The sequence below is a fragment of the Shewanella sp. LC6 genome, assembly GCF_006385735.2.
Taxonomy (GTDB): Bacteria; Pseudomonadota; Gammaproteobacteria; order Enterobacterales; family Shewanellaceae; genus Shewanella; species Shewanella xiamenensis.
Genome location: NZ_CP043902.1, coordinates 3,362,488 through 3,385,693 on the forward strand (window position 1 = coordinate 3,362,488; position 23,206 = coordinate 3,385,693).

Below are 23,206 nucleotides of genomic sequence, written 5' to 3' on the forward strand. Positions count from 1 at the left end.
ACTCAAACCATCAACGACACAATCCCACTTATCGGTAGGTAAAATGATGCAAAAATCTTTGATGACAATCAGTATTATCGCTAGCTTCTCCTTAAGCGCAGTCGCCGCTGAACACGAGCATGAACACATCAGCCTGCACTATCAAGGCAAGCCTGCTACCAAACAAACCATAGAGGTAAACAAGGCCACAGCAGCCACCCTTAACTTTGCCGATAAAAAAGCCTTTGAAGCGTTTTCGAAGAATCTTATCGCCGAACTCGATGAACCTACGGCAGCGATTTTACGGGCCGATTTCAGCTTTATTGGCGATAAAACTCCTGACACAGTTAACCCGTCACTGTATCGTCAGGCCCAGTTGAATATGGTGTCTAACGGCTTATACAAGGTCACCGACGGCATCTATCAAGTGCGCGGCACCGACTTAGCCAACTTAACCCTTATCCGCGGTAAAACAGGCTGGATCCTGTATGACGTGCTACTCACCAAAGAATCGGCAAAGTTGTCATTGGAATTTGCGCTTAAACATTTACCAGAGGGCAATGATTTACCTGTGGTCGCGATGATTTATTCCCACAGCCATGGAGATCATTTTGGCGGTTCCCGCGCCATTAAAGACATGTTTCCAAACGTCAAAGTCTATGGTTCCCATAACATCACCAAAGAAATTGTTGACGAAAACGTCCTCGCAGGAAATGCCATGAGTCGCCGCGCCGCCTATCAATACGGCGCCACATTAGAGCGCAATGAACAAGGCATTGTCGATGCCGCACTTGCCAAAGGCTTATCCAAAGGCGAAGTCACCTATGTAAAACCCGATATCACCCTTAACAGCAAAGATAAATGGGAAACGCTAACTATCGATGGTATCGAAATGGTGTTTATGGATGCCTCGGGCACCGAAGCTGCGTCGGAAATGGCCACCTATATTCCCTCAATGAAGGCCCTATGGACGGCTGAACTCACCTACCATGGCATGCACAACATTTACACCTTACGTGGGGCAAAAGTACGGGATGCCATCAAATGGTCTAAAGATATCAATGCGTTGCTAACACGCTTTGGTGATGATGCGCAGGTACTGTTTGAAGCACACTCCGCGCCCGTGTTTGGTAATACGGATGTCAACGCCTACTTAAGAATGCAAAGGGATAACTATGGCCTAGTCCATAATCAAACCCTGCGATTAGCCAATAATGGGGTGGGTATTCAAGATATTGGCGATGCGATTCAAACCACTATCCCTCAAGCCGTGCGCGATACTTGGTATACCAATGGTTATCACGGCACCTATAGCCACAATGCTAAAGCCGTGTACAACATGTATTTAGGCTATTTTGATATGAATCCGGCCAACTTAAACCCACTACCCACAAAGGATGAATCCGCCAAATTTGTTGAGTATATGGGCGGCGCTAACGCCGTGCTTAAACATGCCAAAACCGACTATGCAAAAGGCGAATACCGTTTTGTAGCCACCGCACTCAATAAAGTCGTGATGGCAGAACCTAATAACACTGAAGCCAGACAATTACTTGCCGATACCTATGAACAACTGGGTTATCAAGCCGAAGGCGCTGGCTGGCGCAATATTTATCTGACGGGTGCCCAAGAGTTACGCACAGGAGTCCAGCCCGGTGCACCTAAATCAGCCTCAGCTGATATTTTAGGTGAAATGGATATCTCAACCCTGTTTGACTTTCTCGCCGTCAAAGTCGATAGCATCAAGGCCGCTGAGCTTGGGCTGTTAAGGCTTAATGTGATTAATCCTGACACTAAAGAAACGCTCTATGTAGAGCTAAGCAATGGTAATTTAAGCAATATTCAAGTTGATAAACCGATGGAGGCTGATACCAATCTTTATATTGATAAGCGTTATATTACCGGCATTTTACTCGGTAAAACGACCCTTAAAGACTTGCTGGCTAACGGCAGTGCCAAACTGGAAGGCGATAAAACCGCTTTCGGTAAAATTATGTCGACCTTAGTCCAGTTCGATGCCAACTTTGAAATTGTCCCACTACCGCCGATTACCAAGTAGATAATTCAACGCCCTGAATATTCAGGGCGTTTTTATAGGATGAAGGCGTGACGTTCACACTGGTTAGTTGGCAGTGCTTGTCGCTGGGGATGTGGTTTTACACTCCAACAATAACTGCTGAAAATGCGTGCCTAAATCCTGCTGAGCAAATTGCTCACTCGCCAGTGCCATTTGTTTAAGGCTTTGCATTGCTTGATCTAATCCTTGCTGCTCAATAAGGTTTTTCGCATAGGCCGCGGCATCGGCGCCCTTTTGCAGCAAGCTTGCCACTTGATCAAAACTCACCTCTTGTTCCATTAGCTTCTGTAGGTCGCCGAGTAATTCTGTCACCTTGGCCGACTCCACTAAGGCGCCTTCGACATTGACTAACTTACCTAAGGGATCTTGCGTCAGTTTCTCTGTCACGCAGGCCGACACTGTGCCCGCCGCCGCACTTTGAGCCACAACATCGAGTCCGCGGCTGCGAATTTGCTCAACCACTTGCTGTAGTTGCGGATCTTGAGCAAGCCATGCCTGCTCTAATTGCTGTTTTTCATCGCCACCAAAGTAGCCACAGCCACCGAGCAGTAGCAAAGTGCTAGTCGATAAAAGGCATTTGAATTTCATCATTAACAACCTTATCAGTGAGTTCTCTTGCATGACTATAGCGAGCGAGGTTTAATCTAAAATGAATAATCAAGGAAGGAATAACAAACTCAGCTAAAAAACCGTAATCTAAATTCAAAGTGACTCATTGCAAGCAAAAGCCTTATCGCCACTGAGTACATTAGACGACTGAGCATGCCGCCAGTAATCCGGTAATACTGGTTAGCTGCATGGAAATCGCCACATTCCCCAAGCTATGACTATGCATTAAGCTCAAACCAAAACGATATTCATCATTAAGTCGACCAAAGAACCCCTGCCAATGCTGTACACCAGAGCTTGTTGCATCGAGTGCTGTTCTAGGTTCAATCAACAGCTTAATATTGGAATAAAGCTGAATATGCGAGGGGAGTTGAAGATAAGAACGGTGCTTAGCTTGGCTCGGTAAAGCAACGTTATGCCTCTGATTAAGCTCAACCCAGTGACGGGGTTCGGCAGCTTGCAGCGCGCCATCATCAACCGCCAGTAAACTGTTTGGTGCTAAGTCAAAGGCAAAGGATTTCAGCGACTGTGCTAAGCCCAAACCCGTTGCCTTGATGTAGGATTCCTTAAGAGCCCAAAGGTCAAAAAAGCGCTGCCGCTGCGCATCTTCACCTTCAAGGGCTAATAAGCTTTCGGCTTCAATCGGGGAAAAATAATGATTCAGGATCGGGTAAATATTAGTGCTAGCGCGGGAACGCTCTATATCCACCCCCAAGCCTAAACGGGGCAGCGCTGTGTTAGCGGTTTCTCCCTTGTTATCATCTTGCGCCAAGGCAATCAACAACCAGTCGCCACTGTGGCTTAAGTTAAACTCAATGCCAGTGCTCAGAAACTGCTTATGACAGAGGCTAGGCTTGCCCTTTTCACCGTATTCAAAACACCAGTCCTGCGGCGCAATCAGTCGTTGGGAGGAGTAAGGTGAGGCTCCACCACGAGATTGCAGTCCTTGGGATAAGACGCAGCGCAGCGCCGCTCGCACCAATAAGCCATTCATTTGTGCCTTGGGTGCCCGGTAACGCGCCACTTTAGCGCGCTCGTCCTCACTCAAGAGCGCCATACAGGCACTCGTGCTAGCCGCATCCATTTCGGTTAATGGTATAAAAAAAAGCTCAATATTCATTAATTTATCCCAACAACACCTGAGTTTAACGGCAGCCCTATTCTACTCAGTTCTGCTCGGCTGACGAACAATATCTGAACCTTACCAATAACCAACTGAATTTTAAAAACTATTTTTGATGAAATTGCATTTAGCTGCTTTGTTCGAAAACAATTTGATCATTAAAAAACCATTTCAAGTCCCATATGATTGTATCGAGCAAAAACCTAGGGTAATCTGCATCACCACTGTGTACTGTAAAACACCCAAAAACACGGGTTTTAAGCCTCTTTTAAGCATGAGTGTTGACTCAGTTAAAATGGCAATATCATGCAGTCCCGATAGATTATGTGGGTGAAAATAATAATGATGGGACCGCACTAACAAGTATGAGTTTTCCAAAAGTCGACACTCAAGTTTCTGATAACGCTCGCATAAAGAAATTGAGCACAGAGAAAAAGTCTCGCCATAACACGGCAAGGCACCGCAATGCCACCACCACGCCGGAAATGCGCCACTTTATTCAGCAATCTGAATTGAGTGTGAGTCAGCTCGCCAAAATTTTAAATATTACCGAAGCCACAGTGCGTAAATGGCGCAAGCGCGAGTCAGTGAACGACAGCCCGAATACCCCGCATAACCTCAATACCACCCTCACCCCAATTGAAGAATATGTGGTGGTGGGACTGAGGTATCAGCTAAAACTGCCACTCGATAGGCTACTTAAAGCGACGCAAACCTTTATTAATCCCAATGTATCGCGCTCAGGTTTAGCCCGCTGCCTTAAGCGTTATGGGGTTTCGCGCCTCGATGAGTTTGATCAAGAACTTGTGCCTAAACAGTATTTTAATCAATTACCGATTGCCCAAGGCAGCGACGTACAAACCTATACGGTTAACTCCGAAACCTTAGCCAAGGCGCTCGCTCTGCCAAGCACAGATGGCGACACCGTAGTGCAAGTGGTGTCATTAACGCTGCCACCGCAATTAACCGAAGCCGAGCCTAAATCAGTGCTCCTTGGTATAGATAGCAAGACAGATTGGATTTATATCGATATTTATCAAGATAGTAACACCCAAGCGGCCAATCGCTACATCGCCTATGTGCTGAAGGATGGGCCGTTTCATCTGCGTAAATTGCTGGTGCGCAACTACCACACATTTTTAGCCCGCTTTCCTGGTGTGCAAACCCCAAAAGCCCTCGCTAAATCCCTTAATAAGGCACAGCCACCCGCTTTGCCAGTGGAGACTCTTTATGAGCCATACCCCATCACAGCCTCAATTATCAACCGATGAAAAAGCCGATAAGAGACTGAATAAACGCTTAAAAGATATGCCAATTGCCATCGTTGGCATGGCGAGTATCTTTGCTAACTCCCGCTATTTGAATAAGTTTTGGGATTTAATTTGCGACAAGATTGATGCCATCACCGACGTGCCCGAATCCCACTGGTCGATTGATGACTATTACGATGCGGATAAGTCCAAGGCCGATAAGAGCTACTGCAAACGCGGTGGGTTTATGCCTGAGGTCGACTTCAATCCGATGGAGTTTGGTCTGCCGCCCAATATTTTGGAACTCACCGACAGCTCACAATTACTCTCACTGGTCGTCGCCAAGGAAGTCTTGCAGGATGCCAATCTGCCAGACGATTACGACCGTGACCGTATCGGTATCACCCTAGGAATTGGCGGCGGTCAAAAGTTAAGCCATAGCCTCAATGCGCGCCTGCAATATCCAGTGCTGAAAAAAGTATTTAAAAGCAGTGGCCTGAGCGATGAAGATAGCGAGCTGCTGATCAAAAAATTCCAAGATCAATATGTCCACTGGGAAGAAAACTCTTTCCCCGGCTCCCTTGGTAACGTGATTGCCGGACGTATCGCCAACCGTTTCGATTTAGGGGGGATGAACTGCGTCGTCGATGCCGCCTGCGCCGGTTCGCTTGCCGCCATGCGTATGGCGCTGACCGAACTGACCGAAGGTCGCAGCGACATGATGATTACCGGCGGTGTCTGTACCGACAACTCACCCTACATGTATATGAGTTTCTCAAAGACGCCAGCCTTTACCACAAACGAACAGATCCAACCCTTCGATATCGACTCTAAGGGTATGATGATTGGCGAAGGGATCGGCATGGTCGCCTTAAAACGCCTCGACGATGCCGAGCGCGATGGCGACCGTATCTATGCGGTAATCAAAGGCGTGGGCGCTTCATCGGACGGTAAATTTAAGAGCATTTATGCGCCGCGTCCCGAAGGCCAAGCCAAGGCATTAGAGCGCGCCTATGATGACGCAGGCTTTGCGCCGCACACCGTTGGCTTGATTGAGGCACACGGCACAGGCACAGCCGCAGGCGATGTGGCCGAATTCAATGGCTTGACCTCAGTATTTTCTAAGGATAATGAGCAGTTACAGCATATTGCCTTAGGCTCAGTCAAATCTCAGGTGGGTCATACTAAGTCCACCGCGGGCACAGCGGGTGTGATTAAGGCAGCATTAGCACTACACCATAAAGTCTTGCCGCCTACGATAAACGTCAGTCAGCCTAACCCTAAATTAAACATTGCCCGCTCGCCCTTTTATCTCAATACCGAGGCGCGCCCTTGGATCCAACGCAGTGACGATACGCCCCGCCGCGCTGGGGTCAGCTCCTTCGGTTTTGGTGGCACTAACTTCCATTTAGTGCTCGAAGAATATCACCCCGAGCACGCGCGCGATGACGCCTATCGTCAACGTAGCGTGGCACAAAGCTGGCTGTTTGCCGCCGCCGACAAAACCGCACTGCTTGCCGAGTTAAAAAACGCGCTACAGCAAGCAACTGCGGCTAAGGCAGAGCTTTCTGATGCCCATTTTGTTGCCTTTGCAAAATCCTACGCCCTGCGTGAACTAGCACCGCAATCGGCTCGCCTTGGTTTTATCGCCAAGGACTATGCCCAGTTACAGACTCTGTTAACCCAAGCGATAGCGCAGCTAGAATCCAATAGCGCCGATGGCTGGCAACTGCCCTCAGGGATAAGTTTCCGCGCCCAAGCGCTGGTCAAGGATAACCACAAGGTCGCGGCCTTATTTGCCGGCCAAGGCTCACAGTACCTGAATATGGGACTGGAAATTGCCAATAACTTCCCCGAGCTTCGTCGCCATATCCACGCCAGCGATAAAGTGTTTAGCGACCGTGGTGAAGCGACGCTTTCAAACGTGCTGTACCCGATCCCCGCCTTCGATGATGAATCGAGAAAAGCGCAGGAAAGTGCGTTAACCAATACCCTTTATGCCCAAAGTGCCATCGGCGCGATCTCTATGGCGCAGTACGCCCTGTTTATTCAGGCGGGTTTCACCGCAGATATGCTCGCAGGTCATAGCTTTGGTGAACTCTCGGCCCTGTGCGCCGCAGGAGTGATTTCCATGGATGACTACATCAAGCTTGCCTTTGAACGTGGACAGGCAATGGCGCAGTCACCTCTGGATGCCGACTCCAGTCGTGATGCTGGCATCATGTATGCCGTTATTCTTAAGCAAAAACAGGATATTGAAACTATCAACGATTGCCTGGCGCAGTTTGACGACGTCAAGATTGCCAACTACAACTCCCCCACTCAGTTGGTAATTGCAGGCGCTACCACAGCGACACAACAGGCCGCTAAGGCCATTGGCGAGTTAGGCTTTAAGGCAATTGCCCTGCCAGTTTCCGGCGCCTTCCACACGCCATTGGTTGCCCATGCGCAAAAGCCGTTTAGTGAAGCCATTGATAAGGCTCAATTCAACACGCCAAAGATTGCCCTTTATGCCAATGGCACAGGCAAGTTACATCCCGCCGATCCAAATGCCATCAAAACCGCCTTTAAAGAGCATATGTTGCAATCGGTGCACTTTAGCGAGCAACTAGAGGCCATGTATGCCGCTGGCGCACGAGTGTTTGTCGAGTTCGGCCCGAAAAACATTCTGCAGAAGTTGACAGAAAATACCTTAGCCGCGCAGTTAAACGAGCTGTGCCTTATCAGCATTAACCCGAATCCTAAAGCTGATTCCGACAGCCAACTGCGCAGCGCTGCGGTGCAACTGGCGGTTGCGGGGGTAACACTAGGGGAAATCGACCCTTATCAAGCCGAATTGATTGCGCCAGCAACGCCTTCAGCCATGAATATCAAGCTCAACGCGACCAACTACATCAGCCCAGCGACCCGCAACAAAATGGTCGACTCGCTGCAATCGGGCAAAATTACCAGCCAAGTGCAGTATGTGGATCGCCTCGTTGAGAAAGTGGTTGAAAAAGTCGTTGAAAAACCAGTGATCGTCGAAAAAATTCTAGAAAAGGTTGTCGAAGTGGAAAAGCCAGTGGCACAAAATAGCAATAATATTCAACAACAAACGTCTGCACAGCCAGCCAGCTTTGCCGCTGGACAGGCGAATCAAGATGCCCTGAGCGCCTTTTTTGCCGCCCAAACCCAGGCAGCGCAATTACATCAACAATTTTTAGCTATCCCGCAGCAATACGGTGATACCGTCAGTTCCCTAATGGCAGAGCAAGCCAAAATGGCAAGCCTTGGCATCGCCATTCCGGAGAGCCTGCAACGCTCTATGGAGCTGTTCCACCAGCATCAGGCACAAACCCTAAAGAGCCATGCTGAATTTATGCAATTGCAGACCAGCAGCAGCCAAGCAGCACTAGCCCTACTCGGCCAAATGCCTGCGCCTCAGGTTCAAGCCCCCATTCAAGTCGCTGCACCAGTGGCGGTAGCAGTGGCAACGCCTGTCGTTCCAGCGCAGGCGCCCGTGGTTCAAGCCTTAGCCGCAGAACCAAAAGTTACTGCGGTGCCTGTGAGCGAGCCCAAGGTTCAGCAACCACAAGTGCAAACTGTGGCGGCAGCAACCCGCGCGCTTTCCGAGAAGTCAGTTGTGCAGCAAATCGAGCACGCTATGCTCTCGGTGGTCGCCGATAAAACAGGCTATCCGGTTGAAATGCTGGAACTTAGCATGGATATGGAGGCCGACCTTGGTATCGACTCCATCAAACGCGTGGAAATTCTAGGCACGGTACAGGACCAATTACCCAGCCTGCCAGAACTGAGCCCAGAAGATCTCGCTGAATGCCGCACCCTAGGGGAAATTGTCGCGCTCTTTAGCCAAGCGACTCCTGTAACAGCCGTTACAGCAAGCCCGCAGTCAATAACACAAATCGCAGTAGCTGCAAGTACGGCGGTTTCTAATGATGAAATTGAGCGCACTATGATGGCTGTGGTAGCCGACAAGACAGGCTATCCCGTGGAAATGCTGGAACTCAGTATGGATATGGAAGCCGATCTGGGTATCGATTCTATTAAGCGGGTGGAAATTCTAGGCACGGTACAGGACGAGTTACCCAACCTGCCAGAACTCAGCCCTGAAGATCTCGCCGAGTGTCGCACCCTAGGGGAAATCGTGGCGCTGTTTAGCCAAGCGGCTCCTGTAGTATCGACAGCCGTAGTAGCTGCGGCCACAGCCAGCCATGCGACACAAAGTGCAGTAGCTAAAGGAGCTGCAGTTTCTAATGATGAAATTGAACGCACTATGATGGCGGTGGTAGCCGACAAGACGGGCTATCCCGTGGAAATGCTCGAACTGAGTATGGATATGGAAGCCGACCTTGGTATCGACTCCATCAAGCGCGTGGAAATTCTAGGCACAGTACAGGACGAATTACCGAACTTGCCAGAACTGAGCCCAGAAGATCTCGCCGAGTGCCGCACCCTAGGGGAAATTGTGGCGCTGTTTAGCCAAGCAATTCCTCTAGTATCAACAGCCGTAACAGCTGCCGCCACTGTTAGCCATGCGACACAAAGTGCAGTAGCCACAAACGCAGCGGTTTCTAATGATGAAATTGAACGCACTATGATGGCGGTGGTGGCCGATAAAACCGGCTATCCCGTGGAAATGCTGGAACTGAACATGGATATGGAAGCCGACCTTGGGATCGATTCTATTAAGCGGGTGGAAATTCTAGGCACAGTGCAGGACGAATTACCGAACCTGCCAGAACTCAGCCCAGAAGATTTAGCCGAGTGTCGCACTCTAGGGGAAATAGTGGCGCTCTTTAGCCAAGCAATTCCTCTAGTATCAACAGCCGTAACAGCTGCCGCCACAGTGAGCCATGCGACACAAAATGCAGTTGCTGCAAGTGCGGCGGTTTCTAATGGCGCGATTGAGCGCACTATGATGGCGGTCGTGGCCGACAAGACGGGCTATCCGGTTGAAATGTTAGAACTTAGCATGGATATGGAAGCAGACCTTGGTATCGATTCTATCAAGCGCGTGGAAATTCTAGGCACGGTACAAGACCAACTGCCGAACCTGCCAGAACTGAGCCCTGAAGATTTAGCTGAATGTCGCACCTTGGGTGAAATTGTCGCCCTCTATGCTGGTTCGCAAGCCTCAAGTGAGGCGCTACAACAAAACCATGCTGCGCCAATTCAAGAGGCGATTACAGAAACAGTCGAGGAAATCATCGACCTGCCGCCCCATAGTGAGGTGATGCTAAAAAAGTTGCCAGCGGCGGCTGAGTTAGCGCGCATCATAGCAACTAGCGATGTTCAACTGACGGCAAACAGTTACGTCGTTATCGGCGACGATGGCCACAACGCGGGGGTGATTGCCGAAAAGCTTCACGCCCAAGGGGTTAAGGTTGCGGTTGTACGCTCACCTAAAACGGTTGTGGCCAGCGCATCGCCACTCGATAGCCATATTGCCAACTTCACGCTGAAGGCGATTGATGATGAAAGCATTTGTGAGGTCATCAATCAGATTGAAGCGCTTGGCCAAATCGCTGGTTTTATTCATCTGCAGCCACAGCATAAGTCCGTTGCCGATAAAAGTGCTGGCCTAGTGCTGGCAGACGAAGCCAAAGCCTCGGTCGAGCAAGCCTTCTTGTTCGCCAAACACTTACAACCGCTGTTAACGGAGCGCGACTACTGCCGCTTTGTCACCGTCAGCCGTATCGACGGCGGCTTTGGCTATATCGGCATGGACGAGTCGGCAGGAGCCCTCATCAGTCAGAGTGAACTCAACCAAGCGGCGCTCTCTGGACTCACTAAAACCTTAAATCACGAGTGGCCAGGAGTGGTCTGCCGCGCGCTGGATATCGCGCCAAACTTGGACGCTAAAACGGTCGCCAATGCGGTAGTGCAGGAATACTACCTCCAAGATGCGCCAGTCGAAGTCGGTATTGATAGCGAGCTTGAGCGCACCACCTTAGTCGCGGGCAGTGCAGCACTTCGTCATCCACCCGCCGCCCTTAGCAATGCAGATAAAATCCTCGTCACAGGCGGCGCTAAGGGCGTCACCTTCGAGTGCGCCTTAAGTTTAGCGAAACGTTGCAAGGCACATTTTATCCTCGCGGGTCGCAGCGCCCATCAAGGGATCCCCGCTTGGGCTCAGGGTAAAAATCGCAACGAGCTGAAAGCCGCTGCCATTGCACATTTGCAAAGCCTGGGTGATAAACCCACACCAAAACAAGTGGATGCCTTAGTTTGGCCAGTACAAAGCAGCCTTGAAATCAGCCATGCCTTACAGGCCTTTGAAGCGGTTGGCGCCAGCGCCGAATACTTAAGCCTAGATGTTAACGATCCTGACGCCATTGCCAGCACTATTGCGCCTATCAGCGCCCTATCGCCCATCACGGGGATTATCCACGGCGCGGGCGTACTTGCCGATAAACATATTCAAGACAAAACCTTAAGCGAACTTGAACGCGTTTATGGCACTAAGGTGACCGGACTTAACAATCTGCTGTCGGCACTGGATCTTAGCCAGTTAACGCTCATAGCTCTGTTCTCTTCGGCAGCGGGTTTTTACGGCAATACAGGCCAAAGCGACTACGCCATGTCTAACGACATTCTCAACAAGGCCGCGCTGCAACTCGCGCAGCAATTGCCGCAAGCCAAGGTGATGAGCTTTGACTGGGGGCCTTGGGATGGCGGCATGGTCAATCCTGCGCTGAAAAAGATGTTTATCGACCGTGGGGTCTATGTCATTCCACTCAAAGCCGGTGCCGAGTTATTTGCCAGCCAATTATTGAGTGATACGGGAGCGCAGCTGTTGGTCGGAACCGATATGCAGGGCAATACCGCTAATACTGTTGAAGCTGCATCAGCAAAAAAGCCTGAAGCGGATCTAACCACGGCGTTAGATCCGCAGCCTATGGCCCAAACGGTGCCGCAGAGTATTCGCGTCATGCGCAGCCTCGACCCTAAACGCATGAGCTTTATTGAGGATCATTGCATCAACGGTCATGCGGTGTTGCCAACGGTATGCGCCATAGATTGGATGCGTGAGGCCGCCAAGGCCCATTTAGGTAAGACGGTGAGTGTCAGCGATTATCGACTACTCAAGGGAATTATCTTCGATGAGGTACTACTTGCCCGCGATGCGCCTATTGAGCTCGAACTAATGCTCACGCCGCTTGCCGACGCTACACAGCAATCGACTGAAGCGTTAACCGCGTTGATAAGCTTTGAAGGTCGCCCGCAGTATCAGGCGGTGTTAGTGGCGCAGACGGATGATACGGCAGACGCGCAGCGTTTCGAGGTTGGCGAGTTGCATTCTCTGATGCAGGAGATGCCACAGCAACCCGCTATCGCAGATCGAGAGTCGCTCTACAGTGATGGCACACTGTTCCATGGCCCAAGGCTGCAAGGCATAAGCGAAGTGCTCGCCTTTGATGATCAGCAGCTTATCGCTAAGGTAGCACTGCCAACGGTGGCCTTAGATGACTGCGGTGAGTTTGCGCCAAATCTTGAGGATAAAGGCACACAACCCTTTGCCGAAGATCTGTTATTGCAGGCCATGCTCGTGTGGGCGCGCCTTAAATATCAAGCGGCAAGCTTACCCAGTGCCATTGGCGAGTTTGTGTCCTATTCGCCCTTAGCTTTTGGCGAGAAGGCGGTATTAGTGCTGGATGTTATCAAGCATTCCTCCCGCTCACTTGAAGCCAATATTGCGCTTTATCATCAAGATGGTCGATTAAGCTGCGAGATGAAACGAGCAAAAGTCACGATCAGTAAGACGCTTAACCAAGCATTTTTGGCTAATAAACCTCAACAACTGGCGCAAGTGCAGGCATCAATCCAAAACATGGCCGAGGTAAGTGTTAAGTGACACTCGACCCAAGCGCACATGCCGCATTAAGCAATCCTGTATTAAGTAATGCGGCACTAAACAGTCCACATCCCAATGCCAAGCCACTGCGAATAGCCGTATGGCTTGGTGATGCCAGGCTTGACGATACGCGGATGCTGAGTGTGCTTAACCATGCACAAACCGATGTCAGTAAGCTGCAACAGTTGATGGCTTGTCGAGTTCTGCTCAATGTTGAAGATAAGCCACTGATTGATGAGCCATCTGATGAGCCAACACTGGTTGCCTTGATCACGGATCAGCTCGCCCATATTGCGCAAAAACAACTCGTTGAAATCCGCTTTGAATATCAACAGCAAGTCCGTAGTCTGTATCTGCTCGATGGACTGCTTGCCGCGCAGTTACACCTGCATGCCGAGGCTTATATTTCAGCATTAGCGCAAATCCAAGCTGAAACAGCTGAAGAAACAAATACTATCAATACAAATACAGTCGGGCGCTGCTTAAACAGCGCTTTTACCTTGGCGAAACGCGATTGTGCTCAGGTGGTTAATTGCTACACGCAGGCAGGCAATCTTGCCCGTCAGTTGAATGTATTATCTCAAGCGGCTGAGGCGTTAAGTCATCGCAGTCTCAAAGGCATTGAACCAATGCTTGATGCGACTAATGCAGCGCAACTTGCTGAACAATACGCTGAACAGCGCGCTGAAAAGCCCGTAAAAAACGCGCAGAACGGCTATTGGTTTACCAAGCCCCATCAGGCAAGGGTGTTAAGCCTAAATCTCTTGGGGAATATCTTGAATAAGCCCTTGGATAAGGCCCCTCGAGCGAGCACCGCCCAAAGCCTTATCTTGACCCAAGGCACTCGGCTTATCGCTCAGCCGTTGCTTAATGCCAACAGGCTGTTTATTCCCATCAGCGGCAACACGCTTGAATCTTTAACGCTTAAGTTGTCGCAACTGATTGATTCATTAGATTTATCAGTAAACCAACCTGATACGGATTGGCTTTGTACCCAAGGTAGTGATTGGTTTGAGCGTTATCAAGCACAGGATAAATTAGCCTTAGTGCTGATGGCGGGCTCCCTTGGGGAGTTAATGCAAGAAGCCAAGGCGATGCGCGCTTATATTGAAAAGACGCAACAGGCTCCTGCTCCAGCCCAAACGCCAGTGTTAATGCCATCGGCCAATCTGGCCTTTAAAACTCCTGTGGGCAGTTATTTTACGGCCTCGCCCCTTGGTGATAAAGGCTTAACCTTTGTCTACCCCGGCGTTGGCACGGTTTACCCGAATATGTTCAGCGACTTACATGGCTATTTCCCAGAGCTTTATCGCGAGCTTGAACGCGAAGGGGATTTAGCCGCCATGTTGCAGGCCGAGGCGATTTACCAAGGCGCTGCTTATGCGAAAACTGCAATTAATGTAAGCGTAAAAGACGCAGCAGACATGAGCTTAAGCCAGCTTGCGATTAGTGGTGTTGGCGCCAGTTACCTATTTAGTCGGCTGCTAACTCGAGTCTTTACTATTCAACCGCAACTCGCTCTGGGCTATTCCATGGGCGAAGCGGCCATGTGGGCAAGTTTGGATATCTGGCAAACGCCACATGCCCTGATTAACGCCACCCAAAACAGCGCCATCTTCAATCAGGAGATTTCAGGCCCACTGCTTGCGGTGCGCCGTGATTGGCAGTTGAGTGAAGATGCACCGCTGGCGTGGAATAGCTTTTTAGTGCGAGCCTCTCGCGCCGAAATTAATACCCTGCTGACTGATTTTCCACGGGTATATCTAGCCATCGAACAGGGCGATACCTGTATTCTCGCGGGCTGCGAAGCAAGCTGCTTACAACTCCTTAAAAGGCTGAATAAGCGTGGCATTGCCAGTAATAAAGTCACCGCCATGCATACCCCGCCCTCGCAATCACAGCACAACGCTATCCAAGAGTTTTATACCTTGGGCTTAAAGGCGAATGCCTGCGAGACTCAGGTGCGTTTTATTAGCGCGGCGCGGCAAAGCACCGTCAGTATCGACAGCCAAAGCATTGCCAAGAGTATTGCCGACACCTTTTGTGCGCCGCTGAATTTTACCGCGCTGATTAACGCCGCGTATCACCAAGGTGCGCGCTTATTTGTTGAAGTGGGCGCCGATCGGCAAACCAGCACCCTTATCGATAAAATCGGCCGCCAATTAGAGTTGGGTGCCGATGGCATTCAAACACAGGAACAACCGATATTAGCCATGGCATGTAATGCCAAGGGCAGCGATACGATCACCAGTTTACTCAAATGTTTAGCTCAACTTATCAGCCATAGAGTGCCACTCTCCCTTGCGCCGCTTATGCCTCAATCGGCGGATAAGGCTACAGCGAAAACGATAGCGCCGCACTCGGCCAGCGCCAGCGCTTTAGGCCATTATTCAAACGTATTCCAAGAAGGAGAACCCCTTTGAGTTCTCAAATGCATGCTCACCCGACTCTGCAAGACAGCACCGCTGTGCCAAACGACCAGCGCCAAAGCTCAAAGGCGATGCCAAAGATTGCCATCGTCGGCCTTGCCGTCCAGTATCCCGATGCCGACACACCTGAGCAGTTTTGGCAAAATCTGCTGGATAAAAAAGATTCCCGCAGCCAAATTGATGCGGCTAAACTCAATGCCAATCCTGCGGATTACCAAGGCGTTCAAGGCCAAGCCGACCGTTTTTACTGCGATAAGGGCGGCTATATCCGCAATTTTCGTTTTGACCCACAGGGTTATCAGTTGCCGCCGACGGCCTTTGACGGGCTCGATGAAAGCTTTTTATGGGCATTAGATTGCAGTAAAAAAGCCCTGCTGGATGCGGGCGTGGATTTAACGGCGCCATTACTTGAACGCACAGGGATTGTAATGGGCACCCTGTCGTTCCCGACCGCAAGTTCTAATGAATTGTTTTTACCGATTTACCATCAAGCGGTTGAAAAGGCATTAAAAACCAAGCTTAATCAACCACAATTTGCCTTAGCGCCCTTCGCCAATGGTTCGATTGCGGACACACAACAGGCAGCCAATGGTGCCATTGCCCATACGGCGTCTAAATTGTTAAGCGATGCCCTCGGCCTTGGCGGCGCACAGCTCAGTCTCGACGCCGCCTGCGCCAGCTCAGTCTATGCCCTCAAACTTGCCTGCGATTATTTAACCACGGGCAAGGCCGACATGATGCTCGCAGGCGCGGTATCGGGCGCCGATCCCTTCTTTATCAATATGGGATTCTCGATTTTCCACGCCTATCCTGACCATGGGATTTCGGCGCCTTTCGATAGCAATAGCAAAGGCTTATTCGCGGGCGAAGGCGCAGGCGTATTAGTGCTTAAGCGTTTAGAGGATGCCGAGCGCGATGGCGATAATATCTATGCCGTGGTCAGTGGCATTGGTTTATCGAACGATGGCAAAGGCCAATTTGTCTTAAGCCCCAACAGTAAGGGTCAAGTACAAGCCTTCGAGCGCGCCTATGCCGCTGCCAACACCCACCCGAGCAATATCGAAGTGATTGAATGCCATGCCACCGGCACACCGCTGGGGGATAAGGTTGAGCTCACCTCGATGGAGCGTTTTTTCGAAGATAAACTCGGCGGCACTAAAGCGCCGCTGATAGGTTCGGCTAAATCCAACCTTGGCCACTTACTCACAGCTGCCGGCATGCCTGGGATCATGAAAATGATCTTCGCCATGCGCTCAGGGCAACTACCGGCGAGTATAAACCTTAAGGCGCCGATATCATCGCCTAAGGGATTGTTTAGCGGTAATAATATCCCTACTCAGTTGCAGACTTGGCCCGATAAAGCAGGCAACGATCGTCGCCATGCGGGGGTATCTGTATTTGGTTTTGGTGGCTGTAATGCCCATCTATTGTTGGAATCCTATCAACCAACAGCGCACAGCACCGAGAAGCAAGCCAACAAACCTGTTTATCAACAGCAAGCATTAACCGTTATCGGCATGGCGTCGCACTTTGGACCTTTGGCCTCCATCAATGCGCTGGATAAGGCGCTATTAAACCAAACGGATGCCTTTATCCCTCTGCCACCTAACCGCTGGAAAGGCTTAGATAAACACCCCGATATCCTTAACCTGTTTGGTCTAAATCGCGCGCCAAAAGGTGCCTATATCGAGCAGTTTGATTTTGATTTTCTGCGCTTTAAAGTGCCGCCCAATGAGGATGACAGGCTTATCTCCCAGCAGTTGTTGCTGATCAAAGTCGCTGATGAGGCGATTCGCGATGCCAAGTTAACCGCGGGCAGCAAGGTCGCCGTGTTAGTGGCGATGGAAACCGAGCTTGAGCTGCACCAATTCCGTGGCCGCGTGAATTTGCACACCCAACTTGCAGATAGCTTAACGCGACAAGGCGTTCACCTCTCCAATGATGAATACCTTGCCCTCGAAGCCATCGCCATGGACAGCGTGCTCGATGCCGCCAAGCTCAATCAATACACCAGCTTTATTGGCAATATTATGGCGTCGCGCATCGCCTCGCTGTGGGACTTTAACGGCCCGGCCTTTACCATCTCAGCCGCCGAACAATCGGTCGCTCGCTGTATCGATGTGGCGCAAAACCTACTGTCCCAAGAGGCCCTCGATGGCGTCGTGATTGCCGCCGTGGATTTAAGCGGCAGTGTTGAACAGGTTATATTGAAAAACGCCGAGGTCGCCGTTGATCTCGATGCCAACAGCGCGAATCCACAGTGGAAGGTGGGTGAAGGCTCGGGCGCTATCGTGCTGACAAACCAGCAAGCGAGCAACAGTCAACAAGCGAGTAACAGTTCTCAAAAGGGCTACGGCCAAATTCGTGGTCAAGCATTTGGCACAAACCATCAGCTGCCCAAGCTGCTTGATTCGCTGATAACCGAAACGGCTATCGCCAATCCTTCAGTACCCGCTGCCATCCATATGGTTGAGCAATGTATTGCCCCAGAAGAGCAACTGCCAGCGGAGCAGCTATTAGCGCAGCTTAATCTTATGGGGACGCCATGCAATCGAGTCGCCAATACCCTTGGGCATAACTTTGCCGCTGCGGGTATGGCTAGTCTTCTGAATGCCCTGTTAAGCCTAAAAAATGGGTCTGCGGGTTCGGATAAAAACGTCGATAAGCAGGCACTAGTGTCTACCCAAAGCCAAGGAGTGAGTTCGCTGCTGCTGTTAAGCCAGACTGCAACGCAGGCGGCGCAACTAGAACTGCGCCTTGCACAGGATTTAACCTTGAGTGAGCAAAAGCATTTAATCAAACCAGTGACGCTCGGTGGCCGCGATATCTATCAACATATTGTGGATACGCCGCTGCCCGCACTTGCCGCCATCCAAGGCAAAATGCGCCAGTTGCAGCCTGTAGTACCACAGGCGACACAAACTGAGCCCACAGTAGAAACAGCACTTGATATCACGGCAAAAAACGCCACCCCATTTGCCACACCAACAGCAGTAGAGAGCGGTATGTCATCTAACGCACCACACCAATATTCGGCGGCGCCCTTGGCGCAGGATAGGGCGTCGCAGGATAGCGCGGCACTGTTACAAAACCAGCAACTGTTGCAAAACCAGCAGCTTGCACGCGAGGCGCACTTAGCCTTTTTACAGAGCCGTGAGCAAGGGCTCAAACTGGCCGATGCGTTGTTAAAGGCACAATTATCCCAGACAACACAAACGGGGTCTGTTACAACCCATGTTGTCACCTGCATAAATGTCGCTGAAACGAAGGCGCAGCAAGCGGTATCAATCCCAGAGCTCATGCCTAATCATGCACCTAATCATGCAAGAGTCCCGCCCTATACACCACCTATCCCAGCGGATAAGCCCTGCATTTGGAACTATCAGGATCTGGTGGAATATGCCGAGGGCGACATTGCCAAGGTCTTTGGCGCCGATTACGCCATTATCGATAGCTACGCCCGCCGCGTGCGCCTGCCAACCTCGGATTATCTGCTGGTCTCGCGGGTGACTAAGCTCAACGCGCAAATGAACCGCTATCAGCCGAGCACTATGACCACAGAGTACGACATTCCCGTGGATGCGCCCTTCTTGGTCGATGGCCAAATTCCGTGGGCGGTGGCGGTCGAATCGGGCCAGTGCGACTTGATGCTGATCAGCTACTTAGGTATCGATTTTGAAAACAAGGGCGAGCGCGTCTATCGCTTGCTCGACTGCACCCTCACCTTCCTTGGAGATCTGCCCCGCGGCGGTGATACCCTGCGCTACGATATCTCCATCAACCACTTTGCCCGCAATGGTGATACCCTGCTGTTTTTCTTCTCCTACGAATGCTTCGTGGGCGATAAGCTAATCCTCAAGATGGACGGCGGCTGCGCGGGATTCTTTACCGATAAAGAACTGGCCGATGGCAAAGGGGTGATCCACACCGAGGCCGAAATTAAGGCGCGCGAGCAGGCACAAATTGCACTGGCCAATGAATATGCCCGAAACGGCAATAAGCCACGCTTCACGCCGCTACTTAACTGCGCACAAACGGCCTTTAGCTACGGCCAAATCCATCGCCTGCTGAGCGCCGACATTGGCGGCTGTTTCGGCGGTGAGCATACAGCCCATCAAGCAAAGTTTGGTCTCCAGCCTTCACTGTGCTTCGCCTCGGAAAAATTCCTGATGATCGAACAAGTCAGCAAGCTCGACGTGCATGGCGGCGCATGGGGCTTAGGCTTGATTGAAGGTCACAAGCAATTAGCCCCCGACCATTGGTATTTCCCCTGCCATTTCAAGGGCGACCAAGTGATGGCAGGCTCCCTCATGGCCGAAGGTTGTGGCCAGTTGCTGCAATTCTTTATGTTGCATATTGGTATGCACCTTGGGGTTACTAACGGTCGTTTCCAACCCCTTGAAAACGCATCGCAAAAAGTGCGCTGCCGCGGTCAGGTATTGCCGCAATTTGGCACCCTCACCTATCGCATGGAAGTTACCGAAATTGGCATGAGCCCTCGCCCCTATGCCAAGGCGAATATCGATATTCTGCTCAATGGCAAAGTGGTGGTGGATTTCCAAAACCTCGGGGTGATGATTAAAGAAGAAGCGGATTGCACCCGCTATTCGCAAAGCCATTCTTCACTGGGCAGATCTTCGCAAAGCAGTTCTTCACAGAGTAATGATGCCCAAGCAGCAAATATCGACAACCAAGCGGAACAAGCGCCGCTGATGGCACAAATCCCGGATATGGCAGCTCCCGTAAATAAAGGCGTTGTGCCGCTTAAGCATGTAAGTGCGCCGATTGCGCCAGCAGGCTCTAAGTACGCCAACCGCGTGCCCGACACCCTGCCGTTTACGCCCTACCATTTGTTTGAGTTTGCCACCGGCGATATTGAAAACTGCTTCGGCCCCGATTTTAGTATTTACCGTGGCTTAATCCCGCCGCGTACGCCCTGCGGCGATCTGCAACTCACCACCCGCGTGGTGGCCATTGAGGGCAAACGTGGCGAGCTGAAAAAGCCATCTTCCTGTATTGCCGAGTATGAAGTGCCCAGCAACGCGTGGTATTACGCTAAAAACAGCCATCATGCCGTGATGCCTTACTCTGTGCTGATGGAAATCTCATTGCAACCCAATGGCTTTATCTCGGGTTATATGGGCACGACCTTAGGCTTCCCGGGGCAGGAGTTATTCTTCCGCAACCTCGACGGCAGTGGCAAGTTACTGCGTGAAGTGGATTTACGCGGTAAGACCATAGTCAACGATTCGCGCCTACTGTCCACCGTGATTGCTGGCAGCAATATCATTCAAAACTTTAGTTTCGAACTGAGCTGCGATGGCGAGCCTTTCTACCGTGGTAATGCGGTTTTCGGTTACTTTAAGGCCGATGCGCTTAAAAACCAGTTGGGTATCGACAATGGTAAAATTACCCAAGCCTGGCACATTGAGCGCGGTATCAAAGCCGACAGCCAAATCAATCTGTTAGATAAAAATGGCCGCTGCTTTGTGGCGCCGCAGGGCAAGCCATACTACCGCCTCGCGGGTGGGCAGCTGAACTTTATCGACAAGGCTGAGATTGTAAAAACTGGCGGTAAGAAGGGGCTGGGATACTTGTACGCCGAGCGCACCATTGACCCAAGCGATTGGTTCTTCCAGTTCCATTTCCATCAGGACCCGGTAATGCCAGGCTCCCTCGGCGTCGAGGCGATTATCGAATTACTGCAAGCCTATGCCATAGACCAAGACCTAGGCGCAGGCTTCAATAATCCGAAATTTGGCCAAATTCTGTCAGAAATTAAATGGAAGTATCGCGGTCAAATTAATCCATTAAACAAACAGATGTCGCTGGATGTGCATATCACCAGCATTGAAGATAAAGACGGTAAACGCATCATCAAGGGCGATGCCAACCTGAGTAAGGATGGCCTGCGCATTTATGAGGTGACCGATATTGCTATCTGCATCGAAGAGGCATAACGCTTGCGCGTAACTTGCAGCATTAACAACAGTTAGCTTAAGAACAATTGGCTTCAGAAGCATAGACTGCCGCAGTGCAAGGGAATAACCCCTCTGCGGCAAACAAATTCAGGCCCCAAACACCTAAAAGTGAAAAGCCCAAATGACGAATACCACACTCGATAATAACGCTCTCGATAATAACAAGCTCAGTCCTTGGCCATGGCAGGTTGATGAAGCCGCCATCAGTTTCGATATCGATTCCCTTGGCAAAAAGCTTAAAGATCTCAATCAAGCCTGCTACTTAATCAATCATGCCGAAAAAGGCCTAGGCATAGCCCAAACCGCCGAGGTGGTGGGTCTTGCTGAAGCTCAACCCAGCAATAGCTTACACAAAAGCAATGGTTTGCATCCGGTGAGCGCCTTCGCCCCCGCCCTTGGCACTCAAAGCTTGGGTGACAGCAATTTTCGCCGCGTGCATGGAGTGAAATACGCTTACTACGCTGGCGCTATGGCCAACGGTATCGCCTCGGAAGAGTTAGTTATCGCACTAGGTCAGGCGGGCATTCTGTGTTCCTTTGGCGCGGCGGGGTTAATTCCATCGCGCGTAGAAGCCGCGATTAAACGCATTCAAGCGGCATTGCCCAATGGCCTCTACGCCTTTAACCTGATTCACAGCCCGAGCGAGCCAGCGCTGGAGCGTGGCAGTGTCGAACTCTTCCTCAAGCATCAAGTGCGTACGGTTGAAGCCTCGGCATTCTTGGGCTTAACCCCGCAAATCGTCTATTACCGCGCCGCGGGCCTGAGTCGCGATGCCAACGGCGAGATTGTGATTGGCAATAAAGTGATTGCTAAAATCAGCCGTACCGAGGTGGCCACCAAGTTTATGGAGCCCGCCCCCGTTAAGATGCTGCAACAATTAGTGAACGAAGGGCTTATCAGCGAAGATCAAATGCTAATGGCGCAATCTGTGCCCATGGCCGATGACATTACCGCCGAAGCCGACTCAGGCGGCCACACCGACAATCGCCCTCTGGTCACGTTATTGCCGACCATTTTGGCGCTCAAAGATACCATTCAAGCCAAGTACCAATACAAAACGCCTATCCGTGTGGGCGCTGGTGGTGGTATCGGCACGCCTGATGCGGCGCTGGCGACCTTCAATATGGGCGCGGCCTATATTGTCACTGGCTCAATCAACCAAGCCTGTGTTGAGGCTGGGGCCAGCGAACATACCCGTAAATTACTCGCCACCACCGAAATGGCCGATGTGACTATGGCGCCCGCCGCCGATATGTTTGAAATGGGCGTTAAGTTACAAGTGGTTAAGCGCGGCACCCTATTCCCTATGCGCGCCAATAAACTCTATGAGATTTACACCCGCTACGACTCGATTGAGGCGATCCCACCAGAGGAAAGGCAAAAGCTGGAAGATCAAGTGTTTCGCGCCTCATTAGATGAGATTTGGGCAGGTACTGTGGCGCACTTTAATGAACGCGATCCTAAGCAAATTGAGCGCGCGCTGGATAATCCAAAACGCAAAATGGCACTGATTTTCCGCTGGTATTTAGGTCTTTCGAGTCGCTGGTCAAACACGGGCGAAGTTGGTCGCGAAATGGATTATCAGATTTGGGCAGGCCCCGCCCTCGGCGCCTTTAATGCTTGGGCTAAAGGCAGTTATTTAGATGATTACCGTGAGCGCAATGCAGTCGATTTAGCTAAACATTTAATGCAGGGCGCCGCCTACCAAGCACGGATTAACCTGTTGTTATCCCAAGGGGTAAGTATTCCGGTCAGCTTGCAACGCTGGAAACCACTACAACGCTGCTAATTCGCATTGGTAAACCTTATTGAGCGGGTTAAGTGAACACTTAACCCGCTTTTTTTACATTCATTTTTTGGGCTTAAAACCGATTGGAGTTCAGTTTCCGCTCTGCATTGTCAC

Annotated in this window: 8 protein-coding genes; 6 read left to right on the forward strand and 2 right to left on the reverse strand. The window is 50.9% G+C overall.

Annotation, left to right across the window (positions count from 1 at the left end):
- The first annotated feature begins 46 nt into the window (after positions 1 to 46).
- Entirely contained in the window at positions 47 to 2,038 is a 1,992-nt protein-coding gene (locus FJD32_RS15190; RefSeq protein WP_140906860.1) for an alkyl sulfatase dimerization domain-containing protein, read from the forward strand.
- Between the two features lie 63 nt (positions 2,039 to 2,101).
- Here FJD32_RS15190 and FJD32_RS15195 read toward each other — a convergent pair whose 3' ends face one another.
- Both FJD32_RS15195 and FJD32_RS15200 read right to left on the reverse strand, forming a co-directional pair.
- A complete protein-coding gene (locus tag FJD32_RS15195) occupies positions 2,102 to 2,647 on the reverse strand; it encodes a hypothetical protein (RefSeq protein ID WP_088585832.1) in 546 nt (181 codons plus the stop codon).
- A gap of 157 nt (positions 2,648 to 2,804) precedes the next feature.
- Positions 2,805 to 3,785, reverse strand: coding sequence for a 4'-phosphopantetheinyl transferase superfamily protein (locus tag FJD32_RS15200; protein ID WP_088585833.1), 981 nt, complete (start codon positions 3,783 to 3,785; stop codon positions 2,805 to 2,807).
- Positions 3,786 to 4,153: 368 nt separating this feature from the next.
- Here FJD32_RS15200 and FJD32_RS15205 point away from each other — a divergent pair, with 368 nt between their 5' ends.
- The 5 genes from FJD32_RS15205 (at position 4,154) to pfaD (ending at position 23,092) form a co-directional block, all read left to right on the forward strand.
- Positions 4,154 to 5,059, forward strand: coding sequence for a transcriptional regulator (locus FJD32_RS15205; protein ID WP_226871892.1), 906 nt, complete (start codon positions 4,154 to 4,156; stop codon positions 5,057 to 5,059).
- Positions 5,019 to 12,893 carry a type I polyketide synthase gene (locus tag FJD32_RS15210; protein WP_088585834.1) on the forward strand — a complete coding sequence of 2,625 codons (7,875 nt, stop codon included), beginning with the start codon at positions 5,019 to 5,021 and terminating at the stop codon, positions 12,891 to 12,893. The genes FJD32_RS15205 and FJD32_RS15210 overlap by 41 nt, the downstream gene beginning before the upstream one ends.
- On the forward strand, positions 12,890 to 15,316 hold the full coding sequence (locus FJD32_RS15215) for a PfaB family protein (RefSeq protein ID WP_088585835.1): 2,427 nt from the start codon (positions 12,890 to 12,892) through the stop codon (positions 15,314 to 15,316). Before FJD32_RS15210 ends, FJD32_RS15215 begins: the two co-directional genes overlap by 4 nt.
- 8 nt (positions 15,317 to 15,324) lie before the next feature.
- The gene (locus tag FJD32_RS15220) at positions 15,325 to 21,282 is read left to right on the forward strand and encodes a beta-ketoacyl synthase N-terminal-like domain-containing protein (RefSeq protein ID WP_181159800.1); all 5,958 of its coding nucleotides are present in this window, start codon (positions 15,325 to 15,327) and stop codon (positions 21,280 to 21,282) included.
- Positions 21,283 to 21,424: 142 nt separating this feature from the next.
- Entirely contained in the window at positions 21,425 to 23,092 is a 1,668-nt protein-coding gene (gene pfaD, locus FJD32_RS15225) for an eicosapentaenoate synthase subunit PfaD (RefSeq protein WP_088585837.1), read from the forward strand.
- Positions 23,093 to 23,206 lie beyond the last annotated feature (114 nt).

What these genes read in the sequence shown, in the direction of transcription:
- FJD32_RS15190 (WP_140906860.1), top strand. Translation starts at nt 47, where the DNA reads ATGCAAAAATCTTTGATGACAATCAGTATTATCGCTAGCTTCTCCTTA.
- FJD32_RS15195 (WP_088585832.1), bottom strand. Translation starts at nt 2,647, where the DNA reads ATGATGAAATTCAAATGCCTTTTATCGACTAGCACTTTGCTACTGCTC.
- FJD32_RS15200 (WP_088585833.1), bottom strand. Translation starts at nt 3,785, where the DNA reads ATGAATATTGAGCTTTTTTTTATACCATTAACCGAAATGGATGCGGCT.
- FJD32_RS15205 (WP_226871892.1), top strand. Translation starts at nt 4,154, where the DNA reads ATGAGTTTTCCAAAAGTCGACACTCAAGTTTCTGATAACGCTCGCATA.
- FJD32_RS15210 (WP_088585834.1), top strand. Translation starts at nt 5,019, where the DNA reads ATGAGCCATACCCCATCACAGCCTCAATTATCAACCGATGAAAAAGCC.
- FJD32_RS15220 (WP_181159800.1), top strand. Translation starts at nt 15,325, where the DNA reads ATGCATGCTCACCCGACTCTGCAAGACAGCACCGCTGTGCCAAACGAC.
- pfaD (WP_088585837.1), top strand. Translation starts at nt 21,425, where the DNA reads ATGACGAATACCACACTCGATAATAACGCTCTCGATAATAACAAGCTC.